The sequence below is a fragment of the Spirosoma arboris genome (assembly GCF_009754945.1).
Classification (GTDB): Bacteria; Bacteroidota; Bacteroidia; order Cytophagales; family Spirosomataceae; genus Spirosoma; species Spirosoma arboris.
On the sequence record NZ_WPIN01000001.1, the window covers coordinates 428,902 to 451,944 of the forward strand.

General features: G+C 45.4%; 21 protein-coding genes. 15 read left to right on the top strand and 6 right to left on the bottom strand.

Annotated features, from left to right (window positions below):
• Positions 1-7: 7 nt before the first annotated feature.
• Positions 8-433, bottom strand: a complete 426-nt coding sequence (locus tag GO755_RS01770) for a helix-turn-helix domain-containing protein (RefSeq protein ID WP_157582848.1) — start codon at positions 431-433, stop codon at positions 8-10.
• Positions 434-567: 134 nt separating this feature from the next.
• On the opposite strand from GO755_RS01770, the gene GO755_RS01775 reads away from it, so the two are divergent.
• The 10 genes from GO755_RS01775 (at position 568) to argB (ending at position 9,366) form a co-directional block, all read left to right on the top strand.
• Complete coding sequence (locus GO755_RS01775; RefSeq protein WP_157582849.1) at positions 568-1,257, top strand: ClpP family protease; 690 nt, start codon at positions 568-570, stop codon at positions 1,255-1,257.
• Positions 1,258-1,476: 219 nt separating this feature from the next.
• Positions 1,477-2,709, top strand: a complete 1,233-nt coding sequence (clpX, locus tag GO755_RS01780) for an ATP-dependent Clp protease ATP-binding subunit ClpX (protein WP_157582850.1) — start codon at positions 1,477-1,479, stop codon at positions 2,707-2,709.
• A 148-nt stretch (positions 2,710-2,857) separates the two neighbouring features.
• The gene (locus tag GO755_RS01785; RefSeq protein WP_157582851.1) at positions 2,858-3,457 is read left to right on the top strand and encodes a hypothetical protein; all 600 of its coding nucleotides are present in this window, start codon (positions 2,858-2,860) and stop codon (positions 3,455-3,457) included.
• A 183-nt stretch (positions 3,458-3,640) separates the two neighbouring features.
• On the top strand, positions 3,641-4,240 hold the full coding sequence (locus tag GO755_RS01790; RefSeq protein WP_157582852.1) for a hypothetical protein: 600 nt from the start codon (positions 3,641-3,643) through the stop codon (positions 4,238-4,240).
• Between the two features lie 174 nt (positions 4,241-4,414).
• Positions 4,415-5,035 (top strand): hypothetical protein, encoded by a 621-nt coding sequence (locus GO755_RS01795; protein WP_157582853.1) that lies wholly within the window; start codon positions 4,415-4,417, stop codon positions 5,033-5,035.
• A 23-nt stretch (positions 5,036-5,058) separates the two neighbouring features.
• Entirely contained in the window at positions 5,059-5,778 is a 720-nt protein-coding gene (locus tag GO755_RS01800; RefSeq protein ID WP_157582854.1) for an alpha/beta fold hydrolase, read from the top strand.
• A gap of 154 nt (positions 5,779-5,932) precedes the next feature.
• Complete coding sequence (locus tag GO755_RS01805) at positions 5,933-7,069, top strand: aspartate aminotransferase family protein (protein WP_157582855.1); 1,137 nt, start codon at positions 5,933-5,935, stop codon at positions 7,067-7,069.
• Between the two features lie 39 nt (positions 7,070-7,108).
• Positions 7,109-7,486 (top strand): GxxExxY protein, encoded by a 378-nt coding sequence (locus tag GO755_RS01810; RefSeq protein WP_157582856.1) that lies wholly within the window; start codon positions 7,109-7,111, stop codon positions 7,484-7,486.
• A 50-nt stretch (positions 7,487-7,536) separates the two neighbouring features.
• Positions 7,537-8,499: an N-acetylornithine carbamoyltransferase gene (locus tag GO755_RS01815; RefSeq protein WP_157582857.1), complete on the top strand. Its 963-nt coding sequence runs from the start codon at positions 7,537-7,539 to the stop codon at positions 8,497-8,499.
• Between the two features lie 84 nt (positions 8,500-8,583).
• Positions 8,584-9,366, top strand: coding sequence for an acetylglutamate kinase (gene argB, locus GO755_RS01820; protein WP_157582858.1), 783 nt, complete (start codon positions 8,584-8,586; stop codon positions 9,364-9,366).
• Between the two features lie 87 nt (positions 9,367-9,453).
• On the opposite strand, the gene GO755_RS01825 is transcribed toward argB, so the two are convergent.
• Positions 9,454-10,008 carry a C40 family peptidase gene (locus tag GO755_RS01825; RefSeq protein WP_227686829.1) on the bottom strand — a complete coding sequence of 185 codons (555 nt, stop codon included), beginning with the start codon at positions 10,006-10,008 and terminating at the stop codon, positions 9,454-9,456.
• A gap of 272 nt (positions 10,009-10,280) precedes the next feature.
• Entirely contained in the window at positions 10,281-10,715 is a 435-nt protein-coding gene (locus GO755_RS01830) for a cytochrome B (protein WP_157582859.1), read from the bottom strand.
• A 93-nt stretch (positions 10,716-10,808) separates the two neighbouring features.
• Here GO755_RS01830 and GO755_RS01835 point away from each other — a divergent pair, with 93 nt between their 5' ends.
• Positions 10,809-11,111 carry a DUF4286 family protein gene (locus tag GO755_RS01835; RefSeq protein WP_157582860.1) on the top strand — a complete coding sequence of 101 codons (303 nt, stop codon included), beginning with the start codon at positions 10,809-10,811 and terminating at the stop codon, positions 11,109-11,111.
• Positions 11,112-11,141: 30 nt separating this feature from the next.
• On the opposite strand, the gene GO755_RS01840 is transcribed toward GO755_RS01835, so the two are convergent.
• Positions 11,142-13,553 (bottom strand): efflux RND transporter permease subunit, encoded by a 2,412-nt coding sequence (locus tag GO755_RS01840; RefSeq protein ID WP_157582861.1) that lies wholly within the window; start codon positions 13,551-13,553, stop codon positions 11,142-11,144.
• A gap of 439 nt (positions 13,554-13,992) precedes the next feature.
• Between GO755_RS01840 and GO755_RS01845 the strand changes: the two genes are divergently transcribed.
• The 4 genes from GO755_RS01845 (at position 13,993) to GO755_RS01860 (ending at position 20,862) form a co-directional block, all read left to right on the top strand.
• Positions 13,993-15,954, top strand: coding sequence for a GEVED domain-containing protein (locus GO755_RS01845; RefSeq protein ID WP_198174727.1), 1,962 nt, complete (start codon positions 13,993-13,995; stop codon positions 15,952-15,954).
• Between the two features lie 42 nt (positions 15,955-15,996).
• On the top strand, positions 15,997-16,572 hold the full coding sequence (locus tag GO755_RS01850; protein WP_157582863.1) for a hypothetical protein: 576 nt from the start codon (positions 15,997-15,999) through the stop codon (positions 16,570-16,572).
• A gap of 340 nt (positions 16,573-16,912) precedes the next feature.
• On the top strand, positions 16,913-19,264 hold the full coding sequence (locus GO755_RS01855; RefSeq protein ID WP_157582864.1) for a glycosyltransferase family 4 protein: 2,352 nt from the start codon (positions 16,913-16,915) through the stop codon (positions 19,262-19,264).
• Positions 19,265-19,371: 107 nt separating this feature from the next.
• The gene (locus GO755_RS01860) at positions 19,372-20,862 is read left to right on the top strand and encodes a glycoside hydrolase family 130 protein (protein WP_157582865.1); all 1,491 of its coding nucleotides are present in this window, start codon (positions 19,372-19,374) and stop codon (positions 20,860-20,862) included.
• A 108-nt stretch (positions 20,863-20,970) separates the two neighbouring features.
• Here GO755_RS01860 and GO755_RS01865 read toward each other — a convergent pair whose 3' ends face one another.
• Complete coding sequence (locus tag GO755_RS01865) at positions 20,971-21,489, bottom strand: DUF1735 domain-containing protein (RefSeq protein ID WP_198174728.1); 519 nt, start codon at positions 21,487-21,489, stop codon at positions 20,971-20,973.
• 26 nt (positions 21,490-21,515) lie between these two features.
• A complete protein-coding gene (locus GO755_RS01870) occupies positions 21,516-23,024 on the bottom strand; it encodes a SusD/RagB family nutrient-binding outer membrane lipoprotein (RefSeq protein WP_157582867.1) in 1,509 nt (502 codons plus the stop codon).
• Positions 23,025-23,043 lie beyond the last annotated feature (19 nt).

Sequence of the window (23,043 nt, forward strand, 5' to 3'; positions counted from 1 at the left end):
AAAAGAATCAAAACCCAATCCGCTCGCGTTTCTGCTCGACGCCCATGGAGCGGAGTAATTCCATCGCGATCCGTTCGTCGTATTTGCGTTTCCAATAGTCAGCTTCCAGGCGAAGTTTGTCTAACTCAACTTCCTGTTTCTCGACTGTTAGGCGGAGGGTTTCAAGTTCGTGGCTGATAATTGCCTCCGATTTTGGCTCAATAACCTGCGCTGTTATGGCTTCGTCGGAGAGAAGGGCTAATGGGGAGACCTCCAGAACAGTAGCAATTTGGGTCAGGCGCGAAAGGGTCAGATCGGTTTTGCCGCGTTCAATATCACCATAAGCTGTGGTAGACAGATTAAGTAAATCGGCCATATTTTCCTGCGATAAACCGCGCTGAAGCCGTTCTAAGCGTATTTTTTCGGCTGGGCCACGAGAGGTGATGGTGCTCATATCAAGTAACAACGATAAAATCTAAACCAAAACTGACAGGGTTTTTCGGTAGGATAACGCAATTTTGTAACGAAACGATTCTCGAACTTACACCAATCATTATTGGTTTTCAAATTAACGAAGTAAACCCCATTATGAATAACGAAAAAGAATTCCGCAATTTCGCGGTGCATCACATGGGCCTCAATGGCCTGACAGTAGACGGCTATGTGAAACACACCATTCAGAACAGTTCGGTTGAAAACATGACCCGTTCGGTTATTGAAGAGCGGCCAATGAACTTCCGTGAAGTAGATGTGTTCTCGCGGCTCATGGCCGACCGTATTATTTTCATGGGCTTGCCTGTTGACGATAATATCGCCAATATCATCGTAGCCCAACTGCTGTTCCTGGAGTCAGCTGATCCTAAGAAAGATATTCTGATGTATCTGAATAGCCCCGGTGGTTCAGTATATGCTGGTTTGGGTATTTACGATACTATGCAGTACGTTCGTCCTGACGTAGCCACGGTTTGTACGAGCCTTGCTGCTTCAATGGGTGCTGTTCTGCTGGCTGGCGGTGCTGCTGGTAAGCGTTCTGCCTTACCACACGCCCGGGTTATGATTCACCAACCATCGGGTGGTGCGCAGGGAACCTCAAAAGATATGCAGGTGACCATGAAAGAAATGCTTGAGCTGGAGAAGGATCTGTACCGGATTCTGGCTAGTCATTCAGGCCGTACCTACGAAGAAATCGAACAAGCTTCTGACCGCGACAAATGGTTCAGAGCCGAAGAAGCCAAAGAGTATGGCTTGATCGACGAAGTTCTTCATCGCGATAAATAAGCGTAATACTCGCTGAAAGAGGCAATTAAACGGTAACCCGATTTGACCGTTTGCTTACCAATTAATAACTTTGCTAACTACGAATGGCTCAGGTTCGCCTGAGTCATTTTTTTTCTGCCGAAATTTAGGCTAACAAAGTTTTTTAAGATCTGTTTAAATGGATGACAGGCGTATCGATCACCTGGGTCCGCTAACTCCCAATTCACCCTGCAAACGTTCATGCCACAAATTAGTTGCTCCTTCTGTGGACGGCGCAAAAACGAAGTGATGCTGCTGCTGTCAGGCATCGATGCACACATCTGTAATTACTGCATTGAGCAGGGGCACCAGGTGGTGCTGGAAGAAATGCGCCCCAAACGTAGTGAACCAAGTGAGGTAAAAATTAATCTCATCAAGCCGATTGATATGAAACGGCATCTCGACCAATACGTTATTGGTCAGGATGATGCCAAAAAATCCATCACTGTTGCCGTTTACAATCATTACAAACGTTTAATGCAGCCCAAAACTGATGATGATGTAACGATTGAGAAATCGAACATTATTATGGTGGGCGAAACGGGTACGGGTAAAACCTATCTTGCCCGATCTATTGCTAAAATTCTTGAAGTGCCTTTCTGCATTGCCGATGCTACGGTCATTACCGAAGCTGGTTATGTTGGCGAAGATGTAGAGACAATCCTGACCCGGCTGTTACAAGCTGCTGATTATAATGTTGAAGCGGCTGAACGAGGCATCGTCTACATTGATGAGATCGATAAAATTGCCCGTAAGTCAGATAACCCCAGTATTACCCGTGATGTGAGTGGAGAAGGAGTTCAGCAGGCGCTGCTGAAGCTACTGGAAGGCTCAGTCGTGAATGTACCACCTCAGGGTGGACGGAAGCACCCCGATCAACGGCTGATCGCGTTGAATACCGAAAATATTCTGTTCATCTGCGGAGGAGCATTTGATGGAATTGAGCGACATATAACCAAACGGATCAATACACGACCTATTGGTTTCTCGGGCGACCGGCGATTGAACGAAACGTTTGAAAAAGGTCACCTGATGCGTTACATTTCGGCCCTGGACCTGAAATCGTTCGGACTGATTCCAGAACTAATTGGCCGTTTACCCGTGCTAACTCACCTCGAACCGCTCGATCGTACAACCTTGATGCAGATTTTGACTGAACCCAAAAATGCCATCACCAAGCAGTATGACAAGCTTTTTCAGATGGAGGGTATTACACTTCATTGGGACCCTACTGCATTAAATTATATCGTTGATCAGGCCTTGCAATATGGTCTTGGTGCTCGTGGACTGCGTTCCATCTGTGAGTCGATCATTACAGATGCTATGTTTGAAATGCCCTCGCAAACGGGCGTCAAAGAATTGACAATCAGTCTGGAATATGCCCGCGAAAAATTTGGCAAAACCAGTACTTACCAACTTCGCTCAGTAGCTTAATCAACCATAGATAGCCAAAACTCCACGTCTAATCCGGCGTGGAGTTTTTTTGTGCCAGAGAATTTTTTAATAAACCACACCACTCCCGAATGGTTAGTATGTTCATTGCAATAACTCATTTCATTACTTCATTCACTATCTGTTTCGTATGAGAACTATTACCTGCCAACTTCTGGGAAGCTTACTGTTGCTTTTATTGGTTACTTCATGTAGTCGCCCTGTTGCTTATTTTCAACCCAGTGCACATGAGCAGATAGTACCGGTATCTTCACAAACCGCGACCATAAACGTTACGCCAGTTCAATTGGACCAAAACCCCGCTCAGGAGATCAGTCCTGCCCAACAAGTTGCGCAAGCCAAGATGACATTTGATGAAGTTGATGCGTTGGTTAGTAATGATCGCAAATTAGCGGGTAATAAAACGGGTCAAAAACGTCTAAGCCGGGTTCGTATGCTGTTAGCTTCTGCCGCAACGAGAGCTACCCTGGCTCCCACCGAAACTATAGCTCTTAAGAAAGCGACTTTCGTGGAACGGTTGATGCTTAAAAAAATGAACAGGAAAATCAGCAGGCAACTCGCACCCACTAACCCCGAAAAAACATTGGCTAGTAAAAGTATTCTGGTTTTGGGAGCAATACTGGTGTTGGGTGGTATTCTATTAGTGGCATTGACTACTGGTGGAGGCTTTGCGCTTGGTGCTATCGCATTAGCTACTGGATTAGTAATCCTGTTAATCGAACTTTTATAAAGCTGACTCATTGATGGATCGTACAATTTTTAGCAGCAAAAAGCTTGGTTTTCTGTTGGAAATCGTACGATTTTTTAGATTTTTTGAAGTCAATCTGGCTTATTTTTAGTCCCCTCCTAACAAACGAATAAAGTTGTAGTTGTTGAAGATGATAACTTAATCGTTCACTTCAATTCTCACATTATGAACACATTTTCGAAGCAACTTTTCGCTGCACTCCTAGGACTAATCATTGTATCATCTTGTAGCCGCCCAGTCGCTTATTTTCAACCCAGTGCACGTGAACACATCGTGGCTGCTCCTTCTCCAGTCGCACCAGTTGTTGCCGCTCAGCCATCTGTAAGTCAAGCAGCAGCCGAAACAACAAGCCCTGTCCAACAGCTTGCTCAAGCTAACTCCTCGCTGAATGAGATCGATGCGCTGGTAAGCAACAATAGCAAACTGGCCTCTAACAAAACCGTTCAGAAACGTCTGAATCGGGTTCGTACTTTGTTGGCTTCCGCTTCGACCAAAGCTAATCTAGCTCCTACCGAAACAGCTGCTCCTAAAAAGATGAATTTGATGGAGCGCATGATGGTCAAGAAAATGAATAAGAAAATCAGCAAACAACTCGCGCCTGCTAATCCCGATAAGGCAATGATAAATTCCGGGACGCTGGCTACTGGAGCTGTATTAGTCATTGTAGGTCTATTGCTGATTTTATTAACAACAGGCACGGCCTTCACCGTTGGGGTAATCGCTTTAATTGTGGGTGCTGTTCTTCTTTTGCTTGGTTTGCTGTAACTGACTATCAACGGATAAACCCCTCGTTAAGCTCATTATTTTCGGTGGCTGACGATGCAGTTAAGTATAGATTTTCCATCTTTAAGCTATATTTTTTTTGGATTAAGCCAACAAATGCATAAAGTTGCAGTTGTTGGGATGATATCTCAATCGTTCACTTTTAACCCCTCATCTATGAGAACGCTTACCAAGTCGCTCGTTGCCGTATGTCTGGGCACGGTTATTCTTTCATCTTGTAGCCGTCCTGTTGCCTATTTTCAGCCCAGTGCACGAGAACAGTTTAAATCACCCCAAGCCAATGCAGTTGCTACTGTAACGCCCGTTGAAACGGCAAAATCTACGGAAATTACTCCAGCAACGCCCGAAGCAACCCCTGCGCCAGCTGCTGCTGAGCAGATCGCTCAGGCTAAACAAGCCGTGGGTCAACTTGAAGCATATGTTCGTAATGACAACAAACTGGCTTCGAACAAAAAGCTGACCCAACGTATGGCCCGTTTGAACACACTAATGACTTCGGCCAGTGATAAGGCGGTAACATCGACGAACGTAACGTCTGCTAAAAAGATGACGTTTATGGAGCGGACAATGCTCAAGAAAATTGACAAGAAAATTAAGAATCATGTGGCCCCCGATCAAACGAAGGTCATGAATTCGAATATTCGATTGGGACTTATTATTGGTATCATTGGCTTACTGCTGTTATTGCTGGGTGGTGGTAGCGTATTGGGTATTCTTGGTCTCATCGGCTTTATTGTTGGTTTAGTTCTTATCCTGATAGGTGTTGTTAACGCCTAACTGATGGAGTAAATGGATTTGGAATGAGTCAGTCAATTGCTATTTGTCTCATCCACGGTCACGGCGTAGATGCTTCCATTTGGGATGGCATCTACGCCGATTTGGCATTAGATGCCTCCGTGTTGAAACCCGATTTTTCCCGTTTGGCGAACCACACGTCAATTGAAGCTTATGCCGAAGATTTGTACGCCCGATTACAGACAGGACAGGTCGAGAACGTAATATTGGTCGGACATTCGATGGGAGGCTATCTGGCGCTGGCCTTTGCCGAACGCCATCCGGAGATGGTTCGAGGTCTGGTTTTATATCATTCAACGGCCACTGCGGATGATGAAGCTCGGCGGGAAGTCCGTAGGCAGGTGATTGAAGGATTGAAAACGCAGGGTACTGCCCCGTTTATTCAGAAACAACTGCCTAAGATGGTTGCTCCTGATTATCCATCGGAGAAAACGCAGAACTTAGTGGAACGCTTTCTGAACTTACCTGCCGATGCACTAATTGCCGGGATGGTAGCCATCGCCAATCGTCCCGACCGAACGCACGTTTTACGAGATGCTCAGTTTCCCATTTTACTGGTGCTCGGTCGCCAGGATCAGCTTATACCTTACGAAAAAACGGCGCAATTAGCCAGCCTTTCTGATCGAATTAGCGTGGCAACTATTGAGCAGGCTGGTCATTTGAGTATGATCGAGCAACCCGCCGAATCTAGTCAGGTACTTCGGTCATTTATGGGTCAACTCTGATTTTGACATTATGTACGTATAAATCAGGGAGCTTGTAGGCTCCCTTTTTGTGTTTTAAGCCCATTTTCAACTGATTATCCGTAAACTTGCACCTCATTTATGGTCAGGCCCCGGATAATATACATTAATCGGGGCATTTATAGCTTTAAAAAGAATGGCAGAGCTGTTTAACGTTTACCCGCTATACGATATTGAACCTGTTCGCGCACAGGGCAGCTATCTTTGGGATGTCAATGGCACCCGTTATTTAGACCTCTACGGCGGTCATGCCGTCATTTCGGTTGGGCATACGCATCCTCGGTATGTGCAGGCACTGACCGATCAGTTGAACAAGATTTCCTTTTACTCGAATTCCGTCCGGATTCCGCAACAACAGGAACTGGCCGATAAACTGGGCGCACTTTCCGACCATCCTGACTATTCGTTGTTTCTATGCAACTCAGGAGCTGAGGCTAACGAAAATGCGCTGAAACTGGCGTCGTTCCATAATGGGCGGACAAAGGTTGTTGCTTTCACCAAATCATTTCACGGCCGCACCGCCGGGGCCGTTGCCGTTACCGATAATCCGGCCATTGTGGCTCCGGTCAATTATAATCAACACGTTAGCTTTTTGCCGTACAATAACGTCGAAGCCGCTAAAGCAGGCATCACATCGGATACTTGCGCGGTTATTGTCGAAGGTATTCAAGGAGTTGGCGGTATTCAGGTAGCAACGGACGAATTTCTGAAAGCCCTCCGTCAGCGTTGCGACGAGACAGGTGCTGTGCTCATTCTGGATGGAGTTCAGTGCGGCTATGGCCGATCGGGTAAGTTCTTTTCGCACCAGTTCAGCGGTATCGAAGCCGACATTATCTCGATGGCGAAGGGTATGGGTAATGGCTTTCCTATCGGCGGAATTTTGATTTCACCCAAATTCAAAGCTAGCTACGGTCTGTTAGGTACTACGTTCGGCGGTAATCATTTGGCCTGTACGGCTGGGATTGCTGTTTTAGACATTATGAAGGACGAAGGCCTGATGGAAAATGCAACGCGTATGGGGACCTACCTCATGGACGGCATTCGGCAGATTGGTGGCTACAAAGAACTTCGCGGCCGCGGCCTGATGATTGGTATTGAATATGATTTCCCAGTTGATTCATTGCGAAAAACACTTCTGTTCGAACACAAGCAGTTTACAGGTGTAGCCGGTAAAACCATCATTCGACTACTGCCTTCGCTGGCCATTGGCGTCGATGAAGCCGATATGTTCCTGGACGCACTGCGAGTGTGTCTAAACGCAACGGTTGTTTAAACGCAAAGGGCGCAAAGGCTCCGCAAAGTACGCAACGCAATGACAGAAAATGAGTTATCACGAATTGTGTTTGATTGTGCCCTGAAAGTTCATAGAACGCTTGGTCCTGGGTTACTTGAGTCTGCTTATAAAGAATGCATGACCTATGAATTACTCAATGCAGATGTATATATTGAAAGGCAAAAAGCGCTCCCTATCATTTATGAGTCAATCAAATTAGATACGGGCTACCGGGTTGACTTGATGATTGAACGAAAAGTGATAATTGAATTAAAAGCAGTCGAAGCACTAACTGACGTTCATCTGGCACAGATTATGACTTATTTACGTTTATCAGGATGCCGCTTGGGTTTGCTAATAAATTTCAATGTAACTCTACTAAAAAATGGTATGCGTCGTGTGGTTAATAATCTTTAATTTTTTTGCGCTCTTTGCGCTTCTCCTTGCGCCCCTTGCGTTTAAAATAAATGACTAATTTTCTCTCTCTTGCCGACGTCAGCAATATTGACGCCCTTATCCAGTCTGGCCTCGATGCCAAAGCCAATCCTTTTGCCGATCAGCACCTCGGCAAAAACAAAACGATTGGCATGATTTTCTTTAATTCCAGCCTGCGGACGCGGATGAGCACTCAGAAAGCAGCGCAAAATCTCGGCATGAACGTGATGACGATGAACGTTGGCCAGGATAGCTGGGGGCTTGAAATGGAAGAAGGCGTATTGATGAATGGCGACAAAGCAGAACATGTTCGCGAAGCGGCTGCCGTCATGGGGCGCTATTGTAACATTATCGGGATTCGAGCTTTTGCCGAACTTAAAGATCGTGACAAAGACTATCGCGAACAGGTCATGCATCAGTTTGCGAAATATGCCCGAGTACCCATTGTTAATCTTGAATCGGCAACCCGCCACCCGTTGCAATCACTAGCCGATTGCATCACCATTGAAGAGGCCAAACTGAAATCTTCGCTAATACCAGCCCGACCAAAAGTTGTGCTAACCTGGTTGCCACATTTCAAGCCGTTGCCGCAAGCCGTTGCAAATTCGTTTTCCGAATGGATGAATGCACGTGACGTTGAGTTTGTTATAACGCATCCAGAAGGGTATGAGCTCGCTCCCGAATTTGTTGGAAACGCCCGTGTGACACACAATCAGGACGAAGCATTTGAAGGTGCTGATTTCATTTACGGAAAAAACTGGTCGTCATATGCGCACTACGGACAAGTGCTCACGCAAGATTCTTCATGGGCAGTCACAATGGCCGACCTGCGTTTGACGAACAATGGAAAGTTCATGCACTGCCTACCCGTTCGACGTAATCTGAAAGTAGCTGACGAGGTATTAGATAGCCCCCAATCGCTCGTCATTGAACAGGCTGCAAACCGCGAGTGGTCGGCGCAGGCTGTATTGAAGGAAATTTTAATAACAATGTAAACGCAGAGAAATAGAGAAAGCGCAGAGGTAACAGAGAATCCTCCGCGTTCTCTGCGTAAACCTCACGAATCTCTGCGTTTAAGAATGGATTCTTTAATTGTAATTAAGATTGGCGGGAATGTCATTGACGACCCAACTGCCCTGAAACGCTTTCTGACGGTCTTTGCTGGTTTAGCAGGGCCTAAACTACTGGTTCATGGTGGGGGGAAAGTAGCTACGCAGGTGGCGGATAAACTTGGTATTGAAACCACTATGGTCGAAGGACGACGCATTACTGATCAGCCTATGCTCGATGTGGTAACGATGGTATATGGAGGCTTGGTCAACAAACAAATCGTAGCTAAACTCCAGGCGTTGGATATTAATGCAATTGGTTTGACGGGAGCTGATGCAGGTACGGTGCTGGCAAAAAAACGCCCGGTGAAAGATATTGATTATGGAATGGTTGGAGATATAGAGGAGGTTGATTCCGGTCAAATACAGTTTTTCCTGCGTCAGAGTTTAACGCCTGTCTTTGCGCCAATCACGTACAGTGCTGCCGGTGATTTATTAAACACCAATGCCGATACAATGGCTTCGGCAATTGCTGTCGATATGGTTAGGCACAATACTGTAACGCTGATTTATTGCTTTGAAAAAAAAGGCGTACTGAAAGATCCTACTGATGACAACAGTGTTATTAACGAGTTAACACCCGCTCTTTATGCTGACTATAAAGCTGCAGGAGCTATTAATAAAGGCATGATTCCAAAGCTGGACAATGCCTTTAAAGCGTTGGAAAATGGGGTGTCGAAAGTGATTATTTGCCACGCTGATGAGTTAGCCAATGCTGTAAATCAAGGAGTTGGAACGACGTTGAAAAGCTAATTAAAGTAAGTGGAGTGAGTGAAGTAGGTAAAACGGGTTATTGTTCCCACACCTATTTCACTCACTCCACCTACTTTAATCAATACCTTATTTCTCTGCTAACAAATGGGCAACACGTCTGACACCCATGAATCGTCGTTGGTAATAGCTGGCATTTAGGTAATCATAACGAACACCACCATTCCAGGCAGAGTGAATGAATTTGACCTGATCGCCAATTACTTCGGTAATTAAACCGACATGGCCAATTCGGCTACCGCCTGAGCTATGGCCTTTAAATAGAATTAAGTCGCCGGGTTGGGCTGCTTCTTTATCAATAGCTTCACCTACACTGCCTTGAGCGGCACTTGAGTGCGGAAGTGAAATTCCAAATTTATTAAAACAGAAACGGGTAAATCCTGAGCAATCGAAGCCCCGAGTGGTTGTACCACCGGATCGGTAACGGACGGATAGATGCTCTTTGGCGTAATTGATGACATCGTTAACGAGCGGAATCTGCTCGTAGAAACTTGCCTTGTTTGAAGTTACGGTGGGTACGTCAGTTACGGCGGGTATGTCACTATGTACGGTGGGTACGGTTTGAGCTTGAACGATGCCAAACGAGACAGTACAAACTACTGCCAGGAGCATTTTTCTCATCATAGAAGTAGGTCAAATCCAAGTTACGTTTATAAAAGTATCGTAATATGGGGAAACTACCTATCAGATGAGGAAAAATTTCCACATTTTGCCAAACTTTTTTTGTGCCAGAATTAGCAAGTAACTGACCGTAAAGTAATTAAGGAGTTAAATTTTGATATTTTTTTCAGAGTAGAATACATATAGCTAAAAACTACTGCCGTAAAACAGAATTGGCCTCATTAACAAGTAGAGCTTACTCATCAATAAGGCCAATCTATAAGATGCGCGAGGTATCAGAACCAGTTTGCGCCAATAATACGGAACGGCCAGGGTATAGAAGCCAAAATAAGCAAAAGCCCTAAGCCATAAAAAATACCGACTAATCGTTGTTTGGTCGTGGCGTCAGACGCACGTTTGGAACGGGAGTAACCAATCGTAATCAGTACAATGGCAATTAACATACCCGTCGTGTGTTCGACATCATAGAATCGGTAAAAACTGTCACTCATCTTACTAAAGTCAACCTTCGGACTGATGAAAAATAGGACTAGACCCAGTAGTAGTTGGGTGTGTACTGAAATCAGCGTGAACAGATATAATTTACGATTGCCATCGGTGTAGCCGCTACGGCCCTGCCATTTACCAATAGCAGTGATAACAGCGACGATTAACAGAATAAGGGCTACCCAGCGAAGTCCCGAGTGAGCATGTACTAATCCAGAATACATAACTTGGTCAGTTTAACGGATAAATTGATTTCTCGAAGCAAAGAAACAACCAAACCGCCAACTTACCTTGTCGATTGCTTGTTTGTCTCCTATATGATTCTTTACAATACTACGTATAGCGTTTCTAATGAAGTTGCGAACGACTGGCTTCGCTGGATGAAACGATTTTTTCTGCCAGCCGCTATGGCAACTGAACTCCCTGTGAGTCACCGGGTTTTACGCTTGCTGACTGAACTCGACAATGGTGGAACAACCTTCTCAATCCAACTCGATTTCGATACCCTGGATGCTTATACGACATACCAGGAAATCCATGCAGATGCACTGCGTCAACGTATTCAGCATCGATTTGGCAATCAGTTTGTTTCTTTCGATACTTTTCTTGAAGACGTTTAAAAAGCGTGTAGACGGAATTGCTATTCTTCATTATTCCTTCCGCACGCCTTTTCGCTTTTTATCGATTGTCAGCAGAAATGCGGGGAGTAGAATCAGATTAGAGGCCATCCCCATGAGCAACGTGATTGATACCAGAATGCCTAGTGCAACAGTCCCCTGAAACGTAGATGCGGCAAAAATGGCGAAACCCGCAAACAAAATCATAGCCGTGTAGAACATGCTGATGCCAGTATAGCGTATGGTTTCCGAAATAGCCTGATCTAAACTCAGTTTCTGATTCCGCAATTCATCCCGGTACTTCGTGATGAAATAAATAGTGCCGTCGGAGGAAATGCCAAAGGCAATGCTGAAAATCAGTATCGTAGACGGTTTAAGGTGAATGTCGCAGAATCCCATAAGACCTGCCGTAACGATCAAAGGAACTACACTAGGCAGAATGGCAATCAGACTTAATCGAATATCGCGGAGTAGAATAATAAGAATGATCGATACCAGCACGACCGCCAATACAGTGCTCTCGGCGAGGTTTTTCAGCAGGTAAGCATTGCCACGCGTAAATACCACGCTATTTCCCGTAATAGTTACTTCGTATTGCTCATCGGTAGCAACGCGCTTGCCGGTGGCACGGTCTATGTTGAAAATAGAATCAGCTTTTGGCTGGAGTTCATTTACTAGTTCTGTAATACGCACAGTGCCAACATCGGGCATTTGAAAACTGATACGGGTATACCTGAACGTAGTATCCATATACGCCTTAAACGCAGATCCACCTGCAGCATTCTTAGCGCCTTTCAACTGAGGGGCATAGCTCGCTAATTGGCTCAACTCGAGTGCACCGGGTAACGCAAAATATTTCGGATCGCCACCCCGGTACGATTGGTAAAAAAACTTGACAGCTTCTACCAGCGAGAGTGGCCTTGTAAATTCATTATACTTGCTGAATTCGCGTTCAAGCACTTTGATTTTGGTCATCGTTTGAGGGGTAAGTACCCGGCCAGGCCGTTTGGTATCAATACTTACTTCAAATGGCATGACACCCTTAAACCGACTTTCAATAAACTTCAGGTCCGTGTAAATCGGGTCGTTTTTGGGTAAATCATCCACCACGTAGCCAATTGGATTGATGCGAAAAGCACCCACGATCGAAATGGCTGTAACAAGACCAATAAATAGGTAGATGGCTGTCCGGCGCGTATGCACTAGTTCATTTACCCACGTCAGAAAACCACTTACCTGTCGACGTTCTAAATGCCCACGTTGTTTGGCCGATGGAACGGATAGGTAACTGAAAATAATTGGAATCAGAATTAACGATACAACATAGGTAGTCATAATGCCAAAAGCGGCCACCAAACCAAACTGTAGTAGGAGCGGGCTACCAGTAAAATAAAACACGAAAAAGCCGATACTCGTGGTTACATTGGCAAAGAAGGTAGTTTCTCCAATTTTCTCCGTCGCAATAGTTAATGCTTCCTCTTGAGTACGCTTTCGATTCAGTTCTTCATGGTAGCGATTGAGCAGAAAAATAGCGTTCGGAACGCCGATAACGATGATTAATGGAGGAATCAGACCCGTTAGCAACGTAATATCATAACCGAACAAAACAATATAGCCCGTTGCCCAAACGACTCCTACCCCTACAACTGCCAGAGCGGCCAGCACGATGGTTAAGGAACGAAAGAAGTAAAAGAGGATCAGGCCCGTTACCAGAAACGCCAGCCCCATAAACAGGCTCATTTCTTTACTGACCTTTGCCGAAAATTCCGTACGGATATAGGGCATTCCCGACATGTGTACCGTACCGGCAGCTCCTGATCCATCAATTACCTGCGGAGTTCCAGAGCCTAACAGAATATGTTGTTTACCAAAAGAATCGGCTACAGCTTCGACTTTGCGAACCAGATTAATCCGGTTCTTCGTATTTACCACTTTCTGATCGAAGGTAATGGCCATTAGGTGTGCACGCCCACTGCTGTCGCTTACTAAACCCCGGTAGAAGGGTAGGGCGGCAATTCGCGTGCGAAGGCTATCTAAGCCAATCTGTGTAGTAAGCGGTCGCGCTACTAAAGGACGAATGCGGAAAGTGTGTGCCGAATCGTCGCGAATAATACCAAACAGATTGGCATTCGACACCACATCTTTAACTCCCTCGATCTTTCGAATTTTCTGACTCAATGCATACCAATCATTGAAGAATCCAAGCTGGTACATGCTATCTGTTTCAATGCACAACACCATCACACTGCCATCCTGACCAAAGCGTGATTTAAAGGCTTCGTAACGCTGGTAATCAGGGTCTGTGACAGGTAGGATTTTAGCTAATTCATAGGAGAGTTTAACCTTGCTGGCCTGATAGCCCATAAAGGCCGTACTGAGCAAAACAACTACGATTAACGCAATTCTATTACCTAAAATGAACGATGAGATACGGTGCCAGATCATTCCTGATTAACGCAAAGTAAGGCCGCAAGGTACGGAAAAACGCTGGCGTTTCATCTGAGGAATTTGAACTTTGATTTGGGATTATGTATCTATTATAATATATTTTATATATTTGAACGCGTGGCGAGTTGATTGTTTAGTTTCTTTAATTGTGAAAAAACAACAATAAACTGTATTTTATCAATAATATGTGAAATAATAATTTATGTTTCCTGATTTAATAATTAAGTTACTAAGTGTGATTGCCTGTTTAAGGAATTCTGGTCAATCAGGTAGTCGATTGTTGATCTGCTTACTATTCTCGATACCTCTGTCAGTATCAGCCCAACGGATTAATCGACCTATATTTCAATGTGGTACAGAAAGCCTGTCACCTGCCACACAGAAGGCCCTTGAAGCCGAAGCGGTTTTAGCTCTTCGTTTAAAACAAGCTTCCGGAATGGCTCTCAATACGATTACCTATGTCCCCATCAGGCCACATATTATTCGAAAAGCTGATGGTACAGGGGGCTATAGTATGACCAGTCTTAATAATGTAATGGCTCTCACCAACAACTATTATCTTCAGAATGGAAACGGTATTCAATTCTATTTTGCAGGTACTACCCCTGATTATATAGACAATGATGCTTTGTATACCCAGTATCGACAAACCATTGATGATGCCACGGTAGCTCCCCGCGATGTGACTAATGCATTGAACCAGTACTATGTCCATGCATTCGATAATACTTCGCTGGGCGGTTATGCACAATTCCCCGCCGATAATGTCGGATCTACTCGTACGATCATTCTGGATGAAAATTATGATGACGACATGGGCAACCGATTAGTACCGCATGAATTAGGTCATACGTTCAATCTATTGCACACCTTTGAGTCATTTTATGGCTACGAATTAGTGACGCGTGGCCCTGGAGCTAACTGCACTACAGCAGGTGATCTGGTCTGTGACACGCCCGCCGACCCTTATGGGCGGTACTCAGGCGCAGATTACACCTGTATATCTGAATGCCCTTCCACGTATATGTGTAGTTTTTTTGATGATCTGCGCAATCTCTATACACCCTCGCCTACTAATATTATGTCCTATTATTACCCGTGCGTACATGATTTCACCGCAGGGCAATACGACCGTATTCAGGCAGGACTAGCAATACGTCAGAGCCACACGCAATATACCCTCGATGCTCCGGAGACAGTTATGACAGCGCCGTCGAATGTGGTTGCGAGCATAGTTAATAGTGCCATCGTAATTACCTGGCAGGATAATTCCAGTAATGAAATGGGCTATTTTATCGAGCGATCAACTTTACCCACAACGGGCTTTACGCCAATGGGTGGTGTAGAACCTAACGTCACTTCATTTACTGACATGTCGTTTACAAATGGTACCAGATATTACTACCGAATTAGAGCCTCTAATACGACCACGGGCAGCATCAGTACAACCACTATGGTGATAGCTCCCTATTGTAGCCCTTATTTTGCGAGTGATGGCTGTCCTTATTCCATTAACATAACGGATGTAGCCATTAATGGTACAACTTTAAGTCAAAATTCGGGCTGTTCGCCCAGTAGCAGCAATTATTATACTTCATTTACGGGGGTGAGTGGAACAGTTACGGCTGGTCAATCATCAACCTTTACCGTCACTAAAGGCGCATGGAACGGTATGGGCGGCAGCATATGGGTTGATCTGGATAATAACGGCATATTTGAAACAAGTGAACAGCTATATCAAATGTCAGTCGTTAATACGGCCAGTACGTTTTCAGGGAGCCTGTTCATTCCGGCCAGTATCACCGCTAATACTGTTGCTATGCGGGTTGTGGTTGCTTATTTAACTGTTCCTTCAGATCCGTGTGGAGGTTATGCCTATGGTGAAACAGAGGATTATATATTGGTTATTAAGCCAGCCTGTATCGCGCCAGCTGCCAGCCTTGTTGGGTCAACCACAATTACGGCTGGGCAAATGGCTACGCTCACAACTAGCCTGACCGGTGGTCCCCCTTTTTCATTAACGGTTAATTCCAGTAGTGGTGTGCCTACTATCTTTACGGGTATCTCCGCTTCGCCCTTTAGTTTCACAGTGGCCCCAAGCGTCAGCACAACTTATACGTTGGGGCAGGTAGCTAGTGGCTGTAGTACCGGTAGCGTAATTGGTAGTGCTATAGTGACGGTCAACCCCTGCACAATAATGTACACGCTTAAAGTGGGTAATTGGGACGATCCCACTGTTTGGTCCTGTAACCACGTGCCTACTCAAACCGACCTGGTTCAGGTAGGCCATGCGGTAACCATTCCAAATAGCGTTGTGGCCAGAGCATTACGAGTTGAATATAGGTCTGGTGGACTATTAACTATAAGCACATCAGCCCGGCTTCGGTTGGGTCTATAAGCAATAGAATAACGATCTTGCATCAAGATAAATGGAATTCCTATGAATATGTCGAAGTGGTTTTTCTATTTAGTAGTTAGCTGTCTGGCCTGTTCAAAATCGGCGACTACGCCAGAAGCAGCAACAATCGATGGACCATACCGAGTAACCGCTACACTTAATGACTCAACGTGGTATGGATCTGCTTCTGCCTCTAAAACAGTGACTTTAGGTACAGAGAATACTTGTACAAAAAATAGGATAGACATCAGTTTCTCCACAGACTTACCTTTTACTAATACCGCCCCTAAGCAAACGGTCACAGGTTGTTTAGGAAATTGTATCCCAACCCAACTATTGACTTTTCACAATGTTCCACTGGCTGTGGGTAAGTACAACATTTCAGATCTGAATTTGTGCGCTGCGCAGGATGGCGCTGTTTTGTACTATTGGCTTCTCGGAGGAGATAGTATTCTAAAAACGTATACTTCTCAGGGCAGCAGCGTCGGTTGGATTCAGATTACTGGCTACAATGCGAGTCAACAAGCGATTGAAGGCGCTTTCGAAGTTGAGCTATCTGATAAAACAGTTCAAACCGCTCGCTTTAAAAACGGTATTTTTAAAATTCTACTACACTAGTAACGAGGGTTTTCGTAAGAATAAGCCTGTAGCGTGAAGGGATGTTGATCGATCTCTTGAATGCATCTAGGCCCTTATTCAGTCCGATAAACATGGGCCTTTCTCCCCAGAATAGTGTTATATCCCAAGTCCTGTCAATCTCTGTTTTTGGGCAGAGTATTGACAGGACTTGCCATTGTTTATAGGGTAAAATAAAGTTTTAGTTGGATAATAATTTGTCGAATCAACAAATGGGGCCGCTACATTATTAAAATGTTCGGTCTTGCCAAACAAAAGGGGGTATAAGTCGATTGTAGTAGTAGGTAATACACCATGTAGTAAGATAACCCTACTCAACCATATGACAACTCATACAAACTTTAGCGGAATAGCGAATCAGGGCGATCAACGGTTAAATGTTTGGGAGCATAATCCCAAAAATGTAGCGTTTGTCGGAGATTATTTACCCCGACAGTGCGGCATTGCTACGTTTACAGCTGATCTCTATCAATCGTACAATTCATTTATTCCTGATTCCAACGCTTTAGTTATATCGGTAAACGATACGCCTGATGGCTATGATTATCCGTCAGAAGTTCGGTATGATTTTTACCAGCACGATCAGAACGCCTATCGTAAAGCCGCTGAGTTTTTGAATTCAAAAGATGTCGATGTTGTCTGTCTGCAACACGAATATGGTATCTATGGTGGTTCGGCAGGGAGCTATATTCTGACGCTGCTACAGAATCTGACCATGCCAGTAGTAACTACCTTCCATACTATTTTGAAAGACCCAAACGAAGAACAGTTAGTTGTTCTTAAAAGCATAGCTGATCTGTCGTCGCGGGTGATTTGTATGAGCGAAAAAGGCCGGGATTTCCTGATCAATATTTACGAAATTCCCGGAGATAAAATTGACGTTATTTCGCACGGTATTCCCGATATGCCCTTCGTTGATCCGCATTTCTACAAGGATAAATTTGGCATGGAAGGCAAGCAAACAGTTTTAACATTTGGCTTGCTGTCGCCTAATAAAGGCATCGAGAATGTGATCCGGGCATTACCTCGAATTGTTAAACAGCATCCTAATGTGGTATATATGCTTCTGGGAGCAACCCATCCTCATCTACTGAAACATGAAGGTGAAGCGTATCGCGATAGTTTGAAAAAATTAGCGGCTGACCTGGGCGTTCGGGATCATATACGATTCTATAATCAATTTGTCGAATTAGAAGACCTGCGTGAGTACCTCGGTTCTGCTGATATTTACATTACACCTTATCTGAATCCGGCTCAGATTACTTCGGGTACACTATCCTACGCGTTTGGTTGCGGAAAAGCGGTCATATCGACCCCGTACTGGCATGCCGAAGAGTTGCTTGCAGATGGTCGGGGTATATTGGTACCTTTTGGTGATTCAGAAGCTATCGCCAATCAGGTTATTAATCTGCTAACGGACGAACCTGCGCGACACTCGATGCGCAAGAAAGCCTATATGATGGGGCGTGAAATGATCTGGGAACGAGTTATTCAATTGTATGCCCATTCATTTACACAGGCTCGGCAGGAACGCATGAGCACCATTAACAGCCAGGTACCTTATGCGATGGGTGGCCATAGTAGCGCTGCCTTTAAACTGCCTGATCTTCGACTTGATCACCTGTTCCGACTAACTGATTCGACGGGTATTGTGCAGCATGCCCGACACCATCTGCCGTATTACGAAGAAGGCTATTGCACCGACGATAATGCCCGTGCTCTGATTCTGACGCAGATTTTGCAGGAGGCTGGCATGAGTGATGCCAAACTGGCTCGCACGGCCGATAACTACTGCGCGTTTATCAACCATGCCTATGCGCACGATTACCGACGGTTCCGAAACTTCATGAGTTATGACCGTCGCTGGCTCGAAGAGGTGGGTTCTGACGATAGCACAGGTCGTACCATCTGGGCGTTGGGTACCTGTATTGGTCGGGCAACGGATCGAAATACCGTTAGCTGGGCGATGAATCTGCTGGAAAATGTGCTGCCAAGTGTCGTTGCTATGACGTCACCCCGCGCCTGGGCATTTTCGTTGCTGGGTATTCACGAGTATCAAAAGAAATTCAACGACGACCGACTGGCCAAAACCATTCAGCGACAATTGCTCGATAAACTGGTTTTTCGCTATACCGAAACCGCTACGGAAGAATGGCCCTGGTTCGAAAACACGTTGTCTTACGATAATGCAGTGCTAACACACGCGTTGCTCCGCTCAGGCGATACGCGGCTGATAGATATGGGTCTTACATCACTCCGCTGGTTGATAAACCTGCAAACGGCTCCCTACGGACATTTCCAGCCCATTGGTTCAAATGGGTTTTATACAAAAGGTCAGGCCCGCGCTTACTTCGATCAGCAACCACTCGAAGCGCAAAGTACCGTATCGGCCTGCCTGGCAGCTTTCGAAGTAACGGGTGAAGCTGAATGGCAGCGAACTGCAATTCGGGTTTTTAAGTGGTTTTCGGGCTTTAATGATCTGGGTCTGCCCTTGTATGATCAGCAGACAGGTGGGTGCCGAGATGGTCTGCACATTGACCGAGTCAATCAAAATCAGGGTGCTGAGTCGACACTATCCTATTTAATTACCTTGGCGGAACTCTACATGGCCCAAAAGAAAAGGGTCGAAGTGAAACCAGTGCATGTTAAGATGCCCGCTTTACTAAATGGGTAATTTGTCGAACAGTTGCAGCGTTTATCAGTTGGACAGTTAATATATTTACTCAGACTCTTTCCGAGAATAGGATAACTGTCTGATTGACCACCTTCTTACTGACACTGATGAGTATAAAAGCCACCCGAACAGGTATTGTTCTGCGGCCCGATCCTACTCGGGTACTGTTTCGCCCATTTGAACTGGGAAGTACGACTCGCACACTAAAAATTATTGCTCGTGTCGGCAGTATGACCGATAAAGAAGCTGAAGAAAAGCTTGACGAAGTAATTCGCGAGTTTGGTGGGCGTCATTATAAACTCGAACGATTTTTGCTACAGCGATTTGAGCAGCTTAAGCCGCAATTACTGACCGATGAGCCGTTAACCGAAGATCGCAAATTACTGCTTGGTGCCTACTTCACCATGGAGTACTCGCTCGAATCGGCTGCGCTGTTCAATCCATCCATGATCTGGCATCCAGATCAAAGCAATGTACCGCCGGGTTATAAACGATTTATTCTGAGCCTGCGCGCAACAGGGGAGGGCCACGTTTCGTCGATTTCGTTTCGAATGGGCTATATCGATGAAAGCGGAAAAATCGTATTGAGGAAACCATCCCGTTATGTGACATCGCCCGACATGGTGCCCAATCATGTATTTAATCGAGCTGTATTTGAGCGCAAATTGTATGAATTGCGGCTGGAAAACAGTATTCAGGAAAAAATGATGGCGGGCCTGGGCGACGAATTTAGTTTACTCGAACTTGAAGCCCAGATTAAACGAGTCTCAGCACAGTTTCGCTATAACGCGGAGTATGAGACCATTGCGAGCGGTTTGTTGGCCTTAGCCAAGTCGAACTACGAAGTTCACTTTGATGATGACCAGAGTTTAGACGAGCGCTGCATTTTTCCCAATTCACCGAATGAAACGAACGGGATTGAAGATGCCCGTTTTGTGCAGTTTACGGACGAAAATGGGCAGATAACCTACTATGCGACCTATACAGCCTATAATGGGCGAGTAACATTTCCGCAACTGCTCGAAACCAAAGATTTCACTCATTTCAGTGTCAGCACACTCAATGGGGCCGAAGTTTCGAACAAGGGTATGGCCCTATTCCCACGCAAAGTCAATGGGAAATATGCTATGATTTCTCGCCAGGATGGGGAAAATATTTACCTGATGTATTCCGATGATCTGTATTTCTGGCAGACCAAAGACATCTTGCTGAAACCAACCTATCATTGGGAGTATGTGCAGTTAGGTAATTGTGGTTCGCCTATTGAAACAGAAGCGGGCTGGCTGGTGCTGAGTCACGGTGTAGGACCGATGCGTAAATATGCCATTGGTGCTTTCCTGCTCGATCTGAACGATCCCAGTAAAGTAATTGGTCGAACCGTCGAACCGATTCTCAGCCCCGACGAAAACGAGCGGGAAGGCTACGTACCAAACGTGGTTTATAGCTGTGGCGGCCTTATCAATAACGAAGAATTGATTATTCCGTACGCAATGGCCGATTACGCCAGCAGTTTTGCAACCGTCAATGTAAAAGAACTCCTGGCTGAGTTAACCGGGCAGCCCAAACCGGAAACGGTTACTAACGAGATAGTTGCTTAATTAGAAATCTAAAATGGAAAAGCCTTTCCGCGTTCGCGGAAAGGCTTTTCCATTTTAGATTTCTTCAGTTCTCGCTTGGCAAAGCCAAGCGAGAACATTGATAAACTGTTACTTCGTCAATGAAACGACCAGAATTTGCGTATGGTAATTTGCACTGATGACCACATTGCTGGGCACCGTTGTAATGCTAATAGGTATCGCGTAAGGACCACCCGTTGCAGGTACTTGTGTACCTACGAAATTAACATTTACTGTAGCAATACGCTGACCTGCCGTAACCGTCACCATCGGATTCGTTAACTGGAAAGCGGCTGCTGGCGGAATCGTATAATTTGTTTTGTTGGCCGTGTTATACGCCGTCAAAGCTGCCTGATCGATGGCTACCGTTACCGGGACATCCTGAGATGGTGGATTAGGCGACGCAATATTAATGTCGACCGGAGCCACAAGCGATGTACTGGTGGCTGATACGGCCACCGTTTTTAGGATGCTCCGGTTGGCTACATAAGGAATTTCGGCTACGTAGCCAGCACTGGCGAAATCGACAAAGTGTTCGTCGTCTTTAAGGCACGAAGTCAGTCCAACTGCCAAACTCGCGGCCACGATAATATGAAATAACTTGTTCATGGTTGTTTGCTTGTTTTGGTTAGGCATTACTTCTCCCAGAAGATTTTGCTCGTAAACTGATTAATGGTGCCCTGAGCAGCTACGTTAGCTGCGTTATTGCTGTATTCCGAAGTCGGATAAAGCAACCGAAGCGGGATTTGCTTCACCGTTGTGCTTGGGTCCTGCGAGATAGGAACAGCAGCTGGTAAGCCCAACCGGCGATAATCCGACCAGGCTTCAAAGGGTGCTGTCCCATTTTCTGAAGCCCATTTCTGCGTAATAATCGCTTCGATCTTATTGGTCGATGCATCCCAGTTTACGTCATTCAAGCCCGCTTGTGAATAGTAAGTGGTTGCTTCAGCAGCTGTACGTCCTACATTGATGAATGACTCCGTAATTGCTGACTGGTACAAAGTTTTGGGATCATCCGTGATCCAGCCCCGTTGTGCTGCTTCTGCCTGCATAAACAGACTTTCGTGCGATTGCAGAATCGGCGAGCGTTGATCGACACTCTTCAATATGCCCGGCCCAACATCTGAAACCAGACTATTTACCAACACATCCGTAGTACCAAAAAGAGTACCGTTGAAGGTAGTTGTCGTTCCTGCTACTGGTCTGTAATAGGCACCCAGGCGAGGATCGTTGGTGCTCTTGTAAAACGTGATTCCGTACAAATTCCCTTTATACTGGTTATTGAGCGTTGTTGGATTACCATTGATCGCATAAAACGCACCGTATAACGGATTCTGCATGTTTTGCGAGTTTGTGTAACCTGGACTTACACTCGCGTTTTCACCTGCACCTAAGAAGCCATTGCCCGATGCTTTAATAGTTGCCAACTGCGTTTGGATGAACGAAGCCCGATCGGTTTTCTCCGACTGACGAAGCAGCATGCGTAGTTTAAGGGTATTGGCAAACTTGAGCCACTTATTGATATCACCCTGAAACATGATGTCATTTGCACCTGGATTAAGGGTACCATCTCCTTTGCCTAGCAGCGCTATCCCAGCGTCAATTTGCTTAAACAGATCGTCGTAAATGTCCTGCGCCTTGTCATATTTAGGCAGAATATTACCCGTACCCTGCAAAGCAGAAGTATAAGGTATATCGCCGTAGGTATCCACCAGAAGCTGGAAATGCAGGGCTTTCATGATTTTTGCCATACCCTGCAAAAGGGGTTGTCCTAGTGCAGCTGCCTGAGTATCTACATAATTATAGTTTTTCAGGTTGAGGTAAGCGCTCGTCCAGACACTGTTATTGAAACCTTGCGTGAACTGATAGTTTTTATCCGATGTGGCAATCGAATAGTTACCACTCCAGTTCCAGTACCCCATCCACAAATTCAGGAAATAGAAGCTACCTGCGGCCCCACTAGGCGCATTGCCGGTAAGATACCAACCCGTAGTAGCCAGCGCATCAGGCAAAACCAATTGTGGAGTAGCTGCCGTAACCTGGTTTGGGTTGTTATTAACGTCGAGGTAATCGCTTTTGCAGCCAGCTACTACAGCCAGCAGTACAGCCAGCATACCGGCTGTCAGTCGTTTTATATGAATCATTGTTGTTTGCTGATTAAGT

What these genes read in the sequence shown, in the direction of transcription:
- GO755_RS01860 (WP_157582865.1), top strand. Translation starts at nt 19,372, where the DNA reads ATGAGTATAAAAGCCACCCGAACAGGTATTGTTCTGCGGCCCGATCCT.
- GO755_RS01840 (WP_157582861.1), bottom strand. Translation starts at nt 13,553, where the DNA reads ATGATCTGGCACCGTATCTCATCGTTCATTTTAGGTAATAGAATTGCG.
- GO755_RS01810 (WP_157582856.1), top strand. Translation starts at nt 7,109, where the DNA reads ATGACAGAAAATGAGTTATCACGAATTGTGTTTGATTGTGCCCTGAAA.
- GO755_RS01815 (WP_157582857.1), top strand. Translation starts at nt 7,537, where the DNA reads ATGACTAATTTTCTCTCTCTTGCCGACGTCAGCAATATTGACGCCCTT.
- GO755_RS01870 (WP_157582867.1), bottom strand. Translation starts at nt 23,024, where the DNA reads ATGATTCATATAAAACGACTGACAGCCGGTATGCTGGCTGTACTGCTG.
- GO755_RS01805 (WP_157582855.1), top strand. Translation starts at nt 5,933, where the DNA reads ATGGCAGAGCTGTTTAACGTTTACCCGCTATACGATATTGAACCTGTT.
- GO755_RS01800 (WP_157582854.1), top strand. Translation starts at nt 5,059, where the DNA reads ATGAGTCAGTCAATTGCTATTTGTCTCATCCACGGTCACGGCGTAGAT.
- GO755_RS01855 (WP_157582864.1), top strand. Translation starts at nt 16,913, where the DNA reads ATGACAACTCATACAAACTTTAGCGGAATAGCGAATCAGGGCGATCAA.
- GO755_RS01785 (WP_157582851.1), top strand. Translation starts at nt 2,858, where the DNA reads ATGAGAACTATTACCTGCCAACTTCTGGGAAGCTTACTGTTGCTTTTA.
- GO755_RS01790 (WP_157582852.1), top strand. Translation starts at nt 3,641, where the DNA reads ATGAACACATTTTCGAAGCAACTTTTCGCTGCACTCCTAGGACTAATC.
- GO755_RS01845 (WP_198174727.1), top strand. Translation starts at nt 13,993, where the DNA reads ATGGCTCTCAATACGATTACCTATGTCCCCATCAGGCCACATATTATT.
- GO755_RS01865 (WP_198174728.1), bottom strand. Translation starts at nt 21,489, where the DNA reads ATGAACAAGTTATTTCATATTATCGTGGCCGCGAGTTTGGCAGTTGGA.
- GO755_RS01770 (WP_157582848.1), bottom strand. Translation starts at nt 433, where the DNA reads ATGAGCACCATCACCTCTCGTGGCCCAGCCGAAAAAATACGCTTAGAA.
- GO755_RS01825 (WP_227686829.1), bottom strand. Translation starts at nt 10,008, where the DNA reads ATGATGAGAAAAATGCTCCTGGCAGTAGTTTGTACTGTCTCGTTTGGC.
- GO755_RS01850 (WP_157582863.1), top strand. Translation starts at nt 15,997, where the DNA reads ATGAATATGTCGAAGTGGTTTTTCTATTTAGTAGTTAGCTGTCTGGCC.
- clpX (WP_157582850.1), top strand. Translation starts at nt 1,477, where the DNA reads ATGCCACAAATTAGTTGCTCCTTCTGTGGACGGCGCAAAAACGAAGTG.
- GO755_RS01830 (WP_157582859.1), bottom strand. Translation starts at nt 10,715, where the DNA reads ATGTATTCTGGATTAGTACATGCTCACTCGGGACTTCGCTGGGTAGCC.
- argB (WP_157582858.1), top strand. Translation starts at nt 8,584, where the DNA reads ATGGATTCTTTAATTGTAATTAAGATTGGCGGGAATGTCATTGACGAC.
- GO755_RS01775 (WP_157582849.1), top strand. Translation starts at nt 568, where the DNA reads ATGAATAACGAAAAAGAATTCCGCAATTTCGCGGTGCATCACATGGGC.
- GO755_RS01835 (WP_157582860.1), top strand. Translation starts at nt 10,809, where the DNA reads ATGATTCTTTACAATACTACGTATAGCGTTTCTAATGAAGTTGCGAAC.
- GO755_RS01795 (WP_157582853.1), top strand. Translation starts at nt 4,415, where the DNA reads ATGAGAACGCTTACCAAGTCGCTCGTTGCCGTATGTCTGGGCACGGTT.